Here is a 13,066-nt window from a genome sequence, read left to right as displayed (position 1 = left end):
CCGGGACCGGCACGACGACAATGAACGCTCGAGGGCGGGCGGAAACGGGGGGCACGGGATGGCCGGGACGACAGTGATCCGACTTCTACTCATCGGCGCGGTGGCCGCGCTTTCGGCCTGTGCCGAACGGGAAGTCATCTTTCAGGGCCAACGCGAGTCGCTCTTCTCACCCGATCCCGAAGTGGTCGGCGAAGCCGAAGCCGCGCGCTTCGCGCAGACCGAGGCCGAGGCGAATGCGAACCGGGCCGCGCCCATCTCGCTCGCGTCGATGAATTCGCTCGGTGCCTGGCCGGGTGTGGCGGCCGGCCCCTCCCACAACGTGCCGCATCTGGCCTTCTCGGCCGCGCCCCAGGTCGTATTCTCGGTCCCGATCGGGCAGGGGTCGACCCGCAAGTATAAAGTTACCGCCGAACCCGTCGTGGCCGATGGCCGCGTCTTCACCATGGACAGCCGCCTGCAGGTCACCGCGACCAGCACGGGCGGGGGTGCGCTCTGGTCCGCTGATCTGACCCGTCCGGGCGACCGGGGCGGTGAAGCGACGGCCGGCGGGCTCGCCTATGGCGCGGGCATGGTCTTTGCCTCGACCGGCGGAGGCGAGCTTGTCGCGCTCAACCCGGGTTCGGGTGCGGTGATCTGGCGGCAGGACCTTGGCGCACCGGGGTCGGGCGCGCCCACGTTCGCCGATGGCACCGTTTATGTGCTCAACGCTTACAACCGGCTGCTGGCCGTCACCGCCTCGAACGGTCGTGTGCAGTGGCAGTTGCCCGGAACCCCGTCAAAGCCGAGCCTCATGGGGTCGGCCGCCCCGGCCATCGCGGGCGAAAACGTGATCGTGCCCTTTTCGATCGGCTCGCTTGTCGCCGTGAACCGCCAGACCGGTGAGCCCGCTTGGGTCGTGCCGGTGAAGGGCGTGCGCACTGGACGCGGCTATTCGGTGGTCTCGGAGATCTCGGGCGCGCCGGTGGTCTCCGGCTCGACGATCTACGCCCAGAACTTTTCGGGTGCGGGCACGGCAGTCACGACCTCGGGACAGGCACTCTGGACGTCGGCGGAGGGTGCCACGGGCCCGGTCACGGTGGCCGGCGGATCGATCTTCATGGTCAGCGATACGCTCGAGCTTGTGCGGGTCGATGCGTCGACCGGCGACCGGATCTGGGGCGTGCCTCTGCCGGGCTACGTCAAGGAGAAGCCGCGCCGTCGCAAGGCGGTCTATCCCTCCTATGGTCCCACTCTGGCCGGTGGCCGTCTCTGGGTCGCCTCGGGCGATGGATACCTGCGCGCCTTCTCGCCCACCGACGGGACGCTGGCCGCTTCGGTCGCCTTGCCCGCCGGTGCAGCCAGTCGTCCGGTCATCGTCGGCGGGGTCGCCTATATCGTGACGGAAAAAGGCACGCTGGTGGCTTTGCGTTAAGCGCCGAATGATGTAAGCGGGCGTCTTGATCGCTTCAGGACCGAAGACATGACCTTTACGCTCGCCATCGTCGGCCGACCCAATGTCGGCAAATCAACGCTGTTCAACCGCCTCGTCGGTCGCCGCCTTGCGCTGGTCGACGACCAGCCCGGCGTGACCCGCGACCTGCGCGAAGGCGACGCACGTCTGGGCGAACTGCGCTTTACCATTATCGACACGGCCGGGCTCGAGGACGCGACCGACGACAGCCTGCCGGGTCGGATGCGTCGTCTCACCGAACGGGCTGTTGAAATGGCGGACGCCTGTCTTTTCCTCATCGACGGGCGCGCGGGCGTGCTTCCCACGGACGAAATCTTCGCAGAGATTCTGCGCAAGAAGAATGCCCATGTGATCCTCGCCGCCAACAAGTCCGAGGGCAAGGCGGCGGATGCCGGTGTGATCGAGGCCTGGTCTCTGGGCCTTGGCGAGCCGATCCGCCTGTCTGCCGAGCACGGCGAAGGGATGGGGGAACTGGCCGATGCGCTCGCTCCGCTGGTCGCAGAGGCCGCGGCCCGCGTCGAAGAAACCGCGCCCGAGGTGGATGTGGATGTCTCCGACGAGGACGAGGATGCTCCTGCGCGTCAGATCACCAAGCAGCGCCCGCTTCAGGTTGCTGTCATCGGTCGCCCAAATGCAGGGAAGTCGACGCTCATCAACAAGCTCATCGGTGAGGATCGCCTGCTGACCGGACCCGAGGCAGGGATCACCCGAGATTCGATTTCCATCACCTTCGACTGGCACGGCACGCCCACCAAGATCTTCGATACGGCGGGGATGAGGAAGAAGGCGAAAGTCCAGGAAAAGCTTGAGAAATTGTCTGTCGCCGATGGGCTTCGCGCAGTCAAGTTCGCCGAGGTCGTCGTGGTGCTTCTCGACGCGGCGATCCCCTTTGAGCAACAGGACCTGCGCATCGCCGACCTTGCCGAACGCGAGGGGCGCGCGGTCGTGGTCGCGGTGAACAAATGGGACGTGGAAGAGGACAAGAACGAGAAGATCAAGCTGCTGCGCGACAGCTTCGAACGGCTCCTGCCGCAGCTTCGCGGCGCGCCGCTCGTGACCATCTCGGCCAAGACGGGCAAGAACCTTGACCGGTTGCACGCCGCTGTTCTCAAGGCGCATGAAATCTGGAACCGTCGTGTCACGACGGCGAAGCTGAACGCCTGGCTGGGCGAGATGGTGTCGCAGCACCCGCCGCCAGCCCCCGGCGGTCGCAGGATCAAGCTGCGCTATATGACCCAGGCCAAGACGCGGCCCCCGGCCTTCGTCGTGATGTGCTCGGCGCCGGACAAGTTGCCCGAAAGCTATTCTCGCTATCTTGTCAACGGATTGCGCGACACCTTTGAGATGCCGGGCACGCCGATCCGGCTCTACATGCGCGATCAGGGGGACAAGAACCCCTACAAGAACAAGACGAAATCCACGCCATCCCGGTTGCGCAAGCACCTTGGCAAAGGGCGCGCGGACGAGTGACGTCTTCGGAAGCGTGGCAGACAGGATCTGCCGCGCGCGCCCTCAGTTGAGGTATTTCATCGGATCGACGCTGGCCGTGCCTTGGCGCACCTGGAAATGGAGCGTCGGGTTCTCGGCTTTGCGCACCTGCGCGATGGCCTGTCCCTGGCTCACCGTCGCGCCTTTGGCGACCGTGATGTTGTCGATCCCGGCATAGACGGTCAAAAGGCTGCCCTCGTGGCGCAGGACGAGGATCGGCACGTTGTCGGTGTCGCGCGTGATCGCGGCGACGGTGCCCGACTGGGCCGCCTTGACCGGGGTCCCGGCGGGGGCCGAGATGTCGATCCCGTCCGACTTGCCCTTCACATAGGCGCCCACGATGCTTCCCGCCACAGGCATGGCCATGGCGGCAGATTGGGTGCGGCTGCCGGCCATCTCTGGCGACGCCGGGGTCGCCTCGATCGTGCTGGTGGTGGTGGCGGCGGCAGGCGGCAGAGGGCTTGCCGAAGAGGGCGGCAAAGGCGCGGCCGATCCGGCGCCGGGCTGTGACGAGGTGTCGACACTGGCGGCCGCAACCCGCGCGTTCCCGCCGGTCGGGATCAGCAGGTATTGCCCGTCACGCACCGTGAGCGAGGCGTCGAGGCTGTTCCACTCCGCGAGCGACCGGACCGAGACGCCATAGAGCCGCGCGATGGAATAGGCGGTTTCGCCGCGCACGACCTGATGGCGCGTGGGTTCGTTCCCGGTGGGAGCCGAGGGGGTGGCCTGGACCATCGTCGCCTGGCTTCCGCCCGATCCGCTGCCGACCCGGTCGAGCGCCTGGCCGGCGATGGTGGTCACATCGACCGCGCCGGACCCGCCGCCGCTTTCGGCCACGCGACGGGGCAGGGCGATGATCTCGCCCTCACGCAGGGGCGCGCCGTCGGACAGGCCGTTGAACCGGGCAAGTTCGCTCTCCGGCAGACCGATCCGCTGCGAGAGCGTCGTCATCGTGTCGCCGGAGCGGGCTACGGCGACCTGGTAATTCGGATAGGAGATGACGCCCCGCGCATCCGGTGTCGGGCGGCTGGCTGCGGCCGATTGAGCCGCTTCGGCGGTCGAGAAGCCGGGGCCGAACCGGCGCAGGTCCGGGTCGAAGTTCTCGATTCCGCTTTCGCAGGCGGCCAGTGCCAAAAGGCTCACCCCTGCGATCCCGAAACGGCCCGCCGTTGTCCATCCAATGCGCCGGAAATCCATCGCTCTGCCCTCTTCTGGGACCTGCCAAAGCAGGTCGTGTCCTACTGCCTCGTCCCGCTCCGATATCATGCCTAGATCGGGTCCGTCGGCGGACCTAGTCCGAGGCGAGCCCCTCCACAAGAGGCACGAAGCGGACCGGCAGGATTTCTTCGTAGTCGAACCCGTTTTCGTTGCGCGTTACCTTGATCAGGCTCTGCACGGTGTCCGACTGACCCACCGGTAGGACCATGATACCGCCAACGGCCAACTGAGCCAATAGGGGGCCGGGCGGATCCTCGGCCGCGGCGGTCACGATGATGCGGTCGAAGGGGGCTTGTTCGGGCAATCCGAAGCTGCCGTCGCCCGTGATCGCCGTGATCGTGTGAAGCCCGAGATCCTCGAAGACGGCCCGCGCGCCCTGAACCAGCGTGCGGTGGCGGTCGACGGTGTAGACGCGGCGGGCGAGCTTGGCGAGGATCGCGGCCTGATAACCGGAGCCGGTGCCGACCTCGAGCACCTTGTCGCGCGGCTGCACGTCGAGCGCCTGCGTCATGAGCCCTACGACGGAGGGCTGGCTGATCGTCTGGCCCGACGCGATCGGAAGGGGCGTGTCGTCATAGGCGCGCCCGGCAAAGAGCCCGCGCACGAAGAGCCCCCGGTCGATGGCCTCCATCGCCTGTAAAACACGGCTATTCGTGACACCGCGCTGGCGCAGGTGGAACAGGAACTGCATCTTCCGCTCGGCGTCGTCGCGGGGGGCGTCCTCGGTCATGAAAGCGCCTCGGACAGATCCGCGAGCGCGTCATGGGCGGTGAGATCGGCGCGCATCGGCGTCACCGAAACATAGCCGTCAAGGTTCACGGCGACATCGGTGCCGGGCTTCGTTGGCTGGTGCTGCGGCCCACCCTTGATCCAGACGAATCGCCGGCCCGAGGGCGAAAAGGTCGGTTCGATCCCGAAGAAGCTCTCCGGACGCCAGCCCTGTGCGGCGGCGCGAAGTCCCTTCACGTCCTTCGCCGCGACAGGCGGAAAATTCACATTGTAGAACAGGCGGTAGTCGGCGGTTTCCTGCCAAGGGGCCCGATGGATCAGCCGGCGCACGACCTCCGCGCCATGGGTGGCGGAGGCTTCGAAGGGGTCGTCGAGCCCGGCAGTCGCGGGACCAAGGAATTGCGACAGGGCAATCGCGGGAATGGTCTGGAGCGCGCCTTCCATCGCCCCGCCCAGCGTGCCTGAATAAAGCGCGTTGTCGGCGCAGTTGTTGCCCCGGTTCACACCCGACAGGATGAGGTCGGGCCGCCCCGGCAGGATGTCCCCGATGGCGGCCAGGACACAGTCCGCAGGGCTGCCTTCGGCGGCGAAGCGGCGTGGGCCAAGTTCGGCCACGAGCATGGGGTGGGAATAGCTGATGCAATGGCCGACGCCCGATTGTTCAAAGGCAGGCGCGACGACCCAGACTTCGCCTTCGGGTCCGGCCACCTCGGCGGCGATCGCCTCGGCCACCTTGAGGCCCGGAGCGTTGATTCCGTCGTCGTTCGTGATGAGTATGCGCATCTTTATCCCTTGCTTCCTTCTCAATAGACGGGGGGCGAAAGCGTCACAAGGGAACGGCGGAAAAACGCCTCAGCATTTCGGGAAGCGTGGCGCGTCGAACAAGAAGGCCCGGGAGGTATTGGGGGAAAACTGACCCGTGCCGAAGCTCCAGTGGTGGGTCCAGCGCCCGCCCTCCGGGCCGATGAGCACCCAGGCGCGGGTTGCGCCGCGGTAGTCGCGTCCGAAAAGCACGTCGCCCGGCACGAGCGCATAGGCATGGGCGGTCTGGCGGCTGTTGGGTTGGGCGAAACAGATGCGTTCCGTTGGAAAGACGGAACGGGCCTCGCGCTCCATCCAGAGGGCGATCGTCGCCCAGCCTGCCAGGAGGATGGGCAGCGGCGCCACGAGGACGGCAAAGCCCGTGCCGCGCGCCCATCCGAGGCGTGGCGACCGGGCCGGAGGAAGGATGAGCGCAACGGCCGCCGCCGTAAGGCAGCCGCCCCCGATGACCGCGAAGGGATGGGGGTCGCCATTCAGCAGCGCACCGGGCGACGACAGGGCAATCGAGGAGGCGAGGAAGAAGACCGCAATCATGACGGCCGCGAAGATCAGCCGGCGCAGGAGCCGATCCTGCGATGCGGCCCAGAGGATATAGAGCGTGGGAAGCGCCGCGACGAGGCCCGGCAGCAAAGACGACAGCCCGTCGCGCGAAAGCGCCAGGATGCCGAGATAGGCTCCGCCGATCAGGCAGCCCAGCACGAAGCGTATCTGCAGAAAGACGCGTGGTTGCCGGGAGCCGCGGATCAGGTCGAGCGCGACGAGAAAGAACAGCGCCAGTGACAGGGTCAGCGCCATGGCGGCCTACTCGAGAATTTCGGGGAGGAGCCTTTGCGCTTCGTCCGCCGGTTTCGCGAGGCCCAAGCGATCCTCGGACGGGTGGAACCGCGCGCGCATGGCCGTGGCGAGCGGTCGGGGGCTCACGATCCGGACCTTGGGGCCGATCGCGGCGGTCTCGGCCTGCCATGACCTGGCGAGCGCCATCTGGGCGGCCTTGGTCGCGCCGTAGGCCCCGAAGAACTTTTCGCCTGCGTGATCGTCGTGGAAGAAGACGGCGGTGCCAGTGGCGCCAAGGAGCGGCGAGACATAGGCCATGAGCCGGGCGGTGGCATCGACGTTGACGGCGAGCGACTTGGCCCAGTCCTTGGGCGCGAGCGCGACGTGGTCAGTGGGCATGAGCTGTTGCGGCTCGATGGCCGAATGGATCCACAGGTCCACCTTGCCCCAGCGTTCGTGGATTGCACGGCAGAGCTGCTGCATCGCGTGGTCTTCGGTGATGTCCATCGGGGCGAGAGTGGCGTCGCCGCCCTTGGCCTTGATCCGGTCGTCCACCTCTTCCAGCGCGCCCGTCGTCCGCGCGACCGCGACGATGTGGTAGTCGGGGGCCAGAGCTTCGGCCAGAGCCGCGCCTATGCCGCGCGAGGCCCCGGTGATGAGGGCGATCTTCTCGGACGGGGCGGCAGTGTCTTGCATGGTGGTCTCCGGAACTTTGCGGCGTCTATTCCATCGGGCCAAGGGCCTGTCCAGTGGGGGCCGGACGGCGCGGGGGAGGAATGATGCAAAGAAGCGACGCCAACTGGCCGGAACCGCTATGCGGTTGGCGAGGATTGGCCGACGACCGGGTTTGAGATGCGTAGGTCGATCTCGGAGGTCTCGGGATGCCCTGTCAGCCGATCTCAGCCAGACGCAGCGCGATGACCTCGTCGAGGAGCCAGTCGGGCGGGGGCTGGTCCGGTTTGAAGGTGAAGCCGGACTTGGACGTGGTGAACCCCGCAGCCTGCGCCCGTTCGGCGACATGCGGCATGATCGAACCCGAATAGGGATAGAGGCCCAGATTGCGCGAGAAGGCCGCCATGCCGATCACGATGTCCTTCGACCCCTTGGCCTGCGCCGGGCGCCAGGCCGGCATCGCATAGCTCACGCAATGGGCATACCCGGGCAGCCGCGCGTCGATACGTGCACCGAGCGCGACCAGCGCCTCGCGTTGGTCCTCGCGCAATGTGGCGAGATACTCTTCATGCGTCGTCGGCTTGGCTGTCATCGCGCAGTCCTGTTCTTCCGTATCTCACCGCTATTCTGACGACGGGACCGCCCGCCGCTCAAGCGGTTCTCGCCTAGCCCAGTGGGACGGGCGGCACGAATACGGAGTTGCCGGTATTGCGCAGGATCACGACGCCCGCGTCGGTGATCTCGGAAATTGTGCCGAAATTGGTCTTCTCCCCGCGCGTCACGGTCAGGATATCGCCCCGCGTCATGCGAAAGAGCGCCTTCTTCTCGGCCGGTTTGCCCATGATCCCGATGAGCGACACCCGATCCAGCGGAAGCTCTCCGGTCTTGGTGGCGTTCGTCGACACGATCTCATTGGTCGCGCCGCCGACGGGCGCGGTGGTGGCATCTGCCATGTTGTCACCTCTGGTTGGCGAGGGAGTGGACCTCGCGAAACTACGGGCGGCGGGTAAACAACAGGTTCAGAGCAGGGGAAAGAGGCGTGGAAACTCTGGGCAGGGCTTCGCCGAAACGACAAGGACCGCGGGCGGGTAAGCGCCGACGGTCCTTGTGCTCATTCGGTTTTCTGCCGGCGCGGTGGCGCTATTCGGCGGCCTTCAGCGCGAATCCCTTGGCGATCATGTCACGCGGCGCCACCGGGTATTCGCCCGAGAAACAGGCGTCGCAATACTGCGGGTGCCTGGCGTTGCGCCCGTTTGCTTCGCCAGCGGCACGATATAGACCGTCGAGCGAAATGAACTTCAGACTGTCGACTTCGAGATAATCGCGCATCTCGTCCTCGCTCATGTTGGCGGCCAGCAGCTTGTCCCGTTCGGGCGTGTCGACGCCGTAGAAACAGGGCCATGCGGTCGGAGGGGAGGCGATGCGGAAATGCACTTCGGCCGCGCCGGCGTCGAGGATCATGTCCTTGATCTTGCGCGAGGTCGTGCCGCGCACCACCGAGTCGTCCACGAGAATGACGCGTTTGCCTTGGATCAGCGAACGGTTGACGTTGAGCTTGAGCCGCACGCCCATGTTGCGGATCTGCTCGGTCGGCTCGATGAAGGTCCGGCCCATATACTGGTTGCGCGTGATGCCGAGCGCGAAGGGGATGCCCGATTCCTGAGAGAACCCGATCGCCGCTGGCGTGCCGCTGTCGGGCACGGGACAGACGAGGTCGGCGTCCACCGGTGTCTCGCGGGCCAGCTCGACACCGATCTGGCGGCGGGTCTCATAAACCGACCGGCCGCCGATGATGGAATCGGGCCGCGAGAAATAGACATGCTCGAAGATGCAGAAGCGCGATTTCTGCGGGCGGAAGGGGCGGCGGCTGTCGACGCCGTTGTGGTCGATGACGACCATCTCGCCCGGCTCGATCTCGCGGACGAACTTCGCCCCGATGATATCCAGCGCGCAGGTTTCCGACGACAGCACCCAGCCGTCGCCAAGCTGGCCCAGCACCAAGGGCCGCACGCCCAGCGGATCGCGCACGCCGATGAGCTTGGTACGCGTCATGGCCACGACCGAGAAGGCGCCTTCAACCTGACGCAGCGCATCTTCGAGCCGCTCCGCGATGGTGCGCGACATGGAGCGGGCCATCAGGTGAATGATGCACTCCGAATCGGAGGACGACTGGAAGATCGACCCGCGCGAGATGAGATCCTTGCGCAGCTCGTCGGCGTTGGTGATGTTGCCGTTGTGCGCGATCGCCGCGCCGCCCATGGAAAACTCGCCGAAGAACGGCTGCACGTCGCGGATCGCGGCGGCCTTGGACCCGGCGGTCGAATAACGCACATGGCCGATCGAGAGCGGCCCCGGCAGCGTCTCCATCAACGACGCCTTGGTGAAGTTGTCGCGGACGTAGCCGAAGCGGCGGGCCGAGTTGAAACCGTGGTCGGGGTGATAGCTCACGATCCCGCCGGCTTCCTGTCCGCGGTGCTGAAGCGCGTGAAGGCCGAGCGCGACGAAGTTCGCGGCGTCGGTCAGGCCCACCACACCGTAGACGCCGCACTCTTCCTTGAGCTTGTCGTCGTCGAAGGGATGGGCGGGCGGCAGGGTCTTCTCGCCGTGGGACATGGGCAGCAGGTCCGAATCCAATTTCAGGATGGCCCCTATCTAGTGCAGGTCCAGCACGCTGTCACGGGGCCACGCAGGGATTGTAACGGTTTTATGTGATCGGGCTGCGAATTACTGCACCGTGGCCGGAGCGTCGGTGGTCACGTCCGCGCCGCCGGTGGTGCAGGTCGACACCAGCTCCTCATACCGCGCGACGATCCAGCCGGGCGCATCGGCCGGGATCTGTTCGTTCACGTTGCTCTTTGTGCGGGCGAACACCTTGGCGGTGCGCGAATTGTCCACGACGGCCACGGAATCCGAGGTAACCACGTTGTCATAGACGATGAGCGCGACCGCCACGAGGAGGATGCCGCGCAGCACACCGAAGACGAAACCCAAGGCCTGGTCGACCCCGCCGAGTGCCGTGCGCTGGATGAAGGAGGAAAAGAGCGGCGTGAAAAGCGAGACGACCACGAGAGAGAGCGCGAGGACCCCCGCAAAGCTCGCGATCACCGACAATTCGCAACTGTCGGCGATGAAGTCGCGCAGGACCGGGATTTCCTTGATCAGCGGCACGAACTTCGGCGCGAAGAGGAAAGCGACGATGGCCGCCACGACCCAACCGACGATGGCCATGCCTTCGCGAACGAACCCGCGCGAATAGGCGAGGATCGCCGACACGAGGATGACCAGAGCGACGACGCCGTCGACTATCGTGAAACCGTCCATGAACCCTCGTTCCTGCATGTGGCCCATTCGGGCCCTGTCCTGAGACGCTTATCCTGCGCCGAATATGTCGCCCACGAACCCGGCGAGATCGCCGTAATGTTTCATGGCGAGGTCGGGCTTGTCGCCGGCCTTCGACCGGCTTGGCGTGATCGCCGTTGTGAAACCAAGTTTTTGCGCCTCTTTCAACCTGTTTTCGGTCTGCCCCACGGGACGCAACGCGCCGGAAAGCGAGATTTCACCGAAAACGACCGTGTCGCGGGGCACCGGCGCATCCTCGCGCGCGGACAGGAGCGCGCAGGCCACGGCCAGATCGGCGGCGGGTTCCGACACCCTTATGCCGCCCGCCACGTTGAGATAGACGTCGAGCCCCGCGAAAGGGATCCCGCAACGCGCCTCCAGCACGGCGAGGATCATCGCGAGCCGCCCGCCGTCCCAGCCCAGCACAGAACGCCGGGGCTGCGAGAGCGGCGAGGGGGCGACGAGGCACTGGAACTCGACCAGCACGGGCCGGGTGCCCTCGATCCCGGCAAAGACGACGGCACCGGGCGCGGGCTCCTCGCGGTCCGACAGGAAGAGCGCCGAAGGATTGCCGACCTCGGCCAGCCCACCGCCGGTCATCTCGAAGACGCCGATCTCATCCGCCGGGCCGAAGCGGTTCTTGACCGCGCGCAGGATCCGGAACTGGTGGCCGCGCTCGCCCTCGAAATAAAGCACGGTGTCCACCATATGCTCGACCACGCGGGGGCCCGCGATCTGGCCCTCCTTCGTGACATGGCCGACGAGGATCACCGCGACGCCGCGCTTCTTCGCGAAGGTGACAAGCTCATGGGCGGCGGCGCGCACCTGGCTCACCGATCCCGGCGCGCTGTCGACATTGTCCGCCCACATGGTCTGGATCGAATCGATGATGGCCAGCGCCGGACGCTCGGTATCGAGCGTGGTCAGGATGTCGCGCAGGTTGGTCTCGGCCCCAAGCGCCACGGGCGCATCCGACAGGCCTAGTCGCTGGGCGCGCATCCGGACCTGAGCCGAGGCCTCTTCCCCGGAAATATAGAGCGTCTTGAGCCCCTTGCGCGCGAAAGCCGCGGCCGCCTGAAGAAGCAGCGTCGACTTCCCGATGCCGGGATCGCCCCCCACCAGCACCGCGCTCGCGGGGACCAGCCCTCCGCCGAGCACCCGGTCGAACTCCGCGATGCCGGAGGCGGCGCGCGGTGGCGGGGCCTCCTTGGTGGCGAGATCGGTAAGGGGCACGGCCCGCCCTCGGTCCGCACCAAGCGCCTTGGCGCCGGGGCCCGCCGACAAGGGCGCTTCTTCGACGATGGCGTTCCACGCGCCACAGGCGTCGCAGCGCCCGGACCATTTGGTCGAAGTGGCCCCGCAGGATTGACAGACATAGGTGGATTGGGATTTCGCCATGCGCCCTTGTGCCAAGCCGCGGGGGGCGGTGCAAGACGGTGGCACAGGTCCCGCGCCGCTCATCTTGATCGCTTCACAAATACCTCGGTGGGGGTTTGGGGGAGGCAGAGCCTCCCCCCGCCGGTCGGATGCCGCGAAAGCGGCATTCGATCCCTATCGTTTGGTGCCGGGAAAAAACGAAACGGCCAGCGACGCCAGGACACAGAAGGTGAAGAGGTAGAGCCCCCAGCCGACCTCGATCCGGGTCACCGCGACGCCCTTCACGATCACGACGTAGAGCGCCATGAGAAAGATGTCCGCCATCGCGACCCGACCCAGGAAGACGAATACGGTCTTTGCCTTCGCACCCAGTCGCCCGGCATGCAGGAGCGCGATGCCGAGCACCTTTAGCGCGGGCGCCAGGAGGGCGAACAGGAAGACCACGGTAAAGAGGACGAGGTCCTCCTCCCAAAGCGCGACGAGGCCGCTCGCCACGGAGACGTCCTTCAGCCCCAGAAGCGGCAGGTTGATCCCGGCCCGGATGAGCGGCGCGAACCAGGCGACCGGAAACAGGACGAGGAGCGAGAGGTTGAGCCAGCGTTGCCACATGGGACCGAGATAGGGCGTTAGTGCCCCGGTTGCGAGGGCGTCCGGACCGCGTGAACAGCAGGGCGCCCCGTGCGCGGTCTCGTCGCCGGGATCGGGGGCAGCGCACCGATGTCGATCCGTTCGGGCGCGACTTCGGCATCCGACGCGGGTGGGGTGACCGCCTCGTCCCTCTCGGCATTTCGCCGGGCCGACCACGGGCGCAGTCCTCCCGTGGCGCGTCTGGCGCGGGCGAGGGTCTCGTAGCGCCGGTCCAGTGCGTCCTGCCGACCCCGAAAGAGCGCGATCCCCGCTTCGCGGCGTGACGCAGAAGCCTGCGCGTCCTGCGTCCGATTCTCGAGCCGGTCCATGGACCGCCCCGAGGGCAAAAACAGCGCGAGTGTCACCATCAGAAGTGTCAGTCCCGCTTGCGCCCATACCCCCGCATGGGTGAGAGGCACGCCACCGTAGCTTGCATAGAAGTCGATCCATGGGCCCAGGCCGACCATGGCGCCAAGTGTCAGCACGGAGAGGAAGATCGCGCAGGCCCCAACGACGAGCCGCACGAGGTCGCGCGCCCGCCGCCGCACCGCATCGGTCCATGCCCTCATG

At 66.6% G+C, this 13,066-nt stretch carries 14 protein-coding genes; 2 read left to right on the top strand and 12 right to left on the bottom strand.

What is annotated here, in order from left to right:
* The first annotated feature begins 58 nt into the window (after window positions 1-58).
* Together KJP29_RS13680 and der are read left to right on the top strand one after the other, a co-directional pair.
* Entirely contained in the window at window positions 59-1,411 is a 1,353-nt protein-coding gene (locus KJP29_RS13680) for a PQQ-like beta-propeller repeat protein (RefSeq protein ID WP_218464092.1), read from the top strand.
* Between the two features lie 48 nt (window positions 1,412-1,459).
* Entirely contained in the window at window positions 1,460-2,920 is a 1,461-nt protein-coding gene (gene der, locus KJP29_RS13675) for a ribosome biogenesis GTPase Der (RefSeq protein WP_218464091.1), read from the top strand.
* Between the two features lie 42 nt (window positions 2,921-2,962).
* Here the strand turns inward: der and KJP29_RS13670 are convergent, their stop codons facing one another.
* From KJP29_RS13670 to KJP29_RS13615, 12 genes are all read right to left on the bottom strand, one after another.
* Window positions 2,963-4,135, bottom strand: a complete 1,173-nt coding sequence (locus KJP29_RS13670) for a peptidoglycan DD-metalloendopeptidase family protein (protein ID WP_218464090.1) — start codon at window positions 4,133-4,135, stop codon at window positions 2,963-2,965.
* Window positions 4,136-4,229: 94 nt separating this feature from the next.
* Entirely contained in the window at window positions 4,230-4,886 is a 657-nt protein-coding gene (locus KJP29_RS13665; RefSeq protein WP_218464089.1) for a protein-L-isoaspartate(D-aspartate) O-methyltransferase, read from the bottom strand.
* Window positions 4,883-5,668 carry a 5'/3'-nucleotidase SurE gene (gene surE, locus KJP29_RS13660; protein ID WP_218464088.1) on the bottom strand — a complete coding sequence of 262 codons (786 nt, stop codon included), beginning with the start codon at window positions 5,666-5,668 and terminating at the stop codon, window positions 4,883-4,885. The genes KJP29_RS13665 and surE overlap by 4 nt, the downstream gene beginning before the upstream one ends.
* 69 nt (window positions 5,669-5,737) lie before the next feature.
* Window positions 5,738-6,502 (bottom strand): hypothetical protein, encoded by a 765-nt coding sequence (locus KJP29_RS13655; RefSeq protein WP_218464087.1) that lies wholly within the window; start codon window positions 6,500-6,502, stop codon window positions 5,738-5,740.
* A 6-nt stretch (window positions 6,503-6,508) separates the two neighbouring features.
* Entirely contained in the window at window positions 6,509-7,177 is a 669-nt protein-coding gene (locus KJP29_RS13650; protein ID WP_218464086.1) for an SDR family oxidoreductase, read from the bottom strand.
* 193 nt (window positions 7,178-7,370) lie between these two features.
* Window positions 7,371-7,745, bottom strand: coding sequence for an iron chaperone (locus tag KJP29_RS13645; RefSeq protein ID WP_218464085.1), 375 nt, complete (start codon window positions 7,743-7,745; stop codon window positions 7,371-7,373).
* A gap of 73 nt (window positions 7,746-7,818) precedes the next feature.
* Entirely contained in the window at window positions 7,819-8,106 is a 288-nt protein-coding gene (locus tag KJP29_RS13640; protein ID WP_218464084.1) for a pilus assembly protein PilP, read from the bottom strand.
* Between the two features lie 187 nt (window positions 8,107-8,293).
* On the bottom strand, window positions 8,294-9,766 hold the full coding sequence (gene purF, locus KJP29_RS13635) for an amidophosphoribosyltransferase (RefSeq protein ID WP_218464083.1): 1,473 nt from the start codon (window positions 9,764-9,766) through the stop codon (window positions 8,294-8,296).
* A 111-nt stretch (window positions 9,767-9,877) separates the two neighbouring features.
* Complete coding sequence (locus KJP29_RS13630) at window positions 9,878-10,474, bottom strand: CvpA family protein (protein WP_218464082.1); 597 nt, start codon at window positions 10,472-10,474, stop codon at window positions 9,878-9,880.
* 48 nt (window positions 10,475-10,522) lie between these two features.
* On the bottom strand, window positions 10,523-11,890 hold the full coding sequence (gene radA / locus KJP29_RS13625; RefSeq protein ID WP_218464081.1) for a DNA repair protein RadA: 1,368 nt from the start codon (window positions 11,888-11,890) through the stop codon (window positions 10,523-10,525).
* Between the two features lie 153 nt (window positions 11,891-12,043).
* Complete coding sequence (locus tag KJP29_RS13620) at window positions 12,044-12,478, bottom strand: paraquat-inducible protein A (RefSeq protein ID WP_218464080.1); 435 nt, start codon at window positions 12,476-12,478, stop codon at window positions 12,044-12,046.
* A gap of 17 nt (window positions 12,479-12,495) precedes the next feature.
* Window positions 12,496-13,065, bottom strand: coding sequence for a hypothetical protein (locus KJP29_RS13615; protein ID WP_218464079.1), 570 nt, complete (start codon window positions 13,063-13,065; stop codon window positions 12,496-12,498).
* Window position 13,066: the final 1 nt, after the last annotated feature.

The organism is Maritimibacter sp. DP1N21-5, from assembly GCF_019218295.1.
Classification (GTDB): Bacteria; Pseudomonadota; Alphaproteobacteria; order Rhodobacterales; family Rhodobacteraceae; genus Maritimibacter.
This window is presented reverse-complemented; position numbering and strand designations above follow the sequence as displayed.

Bases quoted from the DNA above. Each gene is read 5' to 3' on its own strand.
- KJP29_RS13680 (WP_218464092.1), top strand. From the start codon at position 59: ATGGCCGGGACGACAGTGATCCGACTTCTACTCATCGGCGCGGTGGCC.
- der (WP_218464091.1), top strand. From the start codon at position 1,460: ATGACCTTTACGCTCGCCATCGTCGGCCGACCCAATGTCGGCAAATCA.
- KJP29_RS13670 (WP_218464090.1), bottom strand. From the start codon at position 4,135: ATGGATTTCCGGCGCATTGGATGGACAACGGCGGGCCGTTTCGGGATC.
- KJP29_RS13665 (WP_218464089.1), bottom strand. From the start codon at position 4,886: ATGACCGAGGACGCCCCCCGCGACGACGCCGAGCGGAAGATGCAGTTC.
- surE (WP_218464088.1), bottom strand. From the start codon at position 5,668: ATGCGCATACTCATCACGAACGACGACGGAATCAACGCTCCGGGCCTC.
- KJP29_RS13655 (WP_218464087.1), bottom strand. From the start codon at position 6,502: ATGGCGCTGACCCTGTCACTGGCGCTGTTCTTTCTCGTCGCGCTCGAC.
- KJP29_RS13650 (WP_218464086.1), bottom strand. From the start codon at position 7,177: ATGCAAGACACTGCCGCCCCGTCCGAGAAGATCGCCCTCATCACCGGG.
- KJP29_RS13645 (WP_218464085.1), bottom strand. From the start codon at position 7,745: ATGACAGCCAAGCCGACGACGCATGAAGAGTATCTCGCCACATTGCGC.
- KJP29_RS13640 (WP_218464084.1), bottom strand. From the start codon at position 8,106: ATGGCAGATGCCACCACCGCGCCCGTCGGCGGCGCGACCAATGAGATC.
- purF (WP_218464083.1), bottom strand. From the start codon at position 9,766: ATGTCCCACGGCGAGAAGACCCTGCCGCCCGCCCATCCCTTCGACGAC.
- KJP29_RS13630 (WP_218464082.1), bottom strand. From the start codon at position 10,474: ATGGACGGTTTCACGATAGTCGACGGCGTCGTCGCTCTGGTCATCCTC.
- radA (WP_218464081.1), bottom strand. From the start codon at position 11,890: ATGGCGAAATCCCAATCCACCTATGTCTGTCAATCCTGCGGGGCCACT.
- KJP29_RS13620 (WP_218464080.1), bottom strand. From the start codon at position 12,478: ATGTGGCAACGCTGGCTCAACCTCTCGCTCCTCGTCCTGTTTCCGGTC.
- KJP29_RS13615 (WP_218464079.1), bottom strand. From the start codon at position 13,065: ATGAGGGCATGGACCGATGCGGTGCGGCGGCGGGCGCGCGACCTCGTG.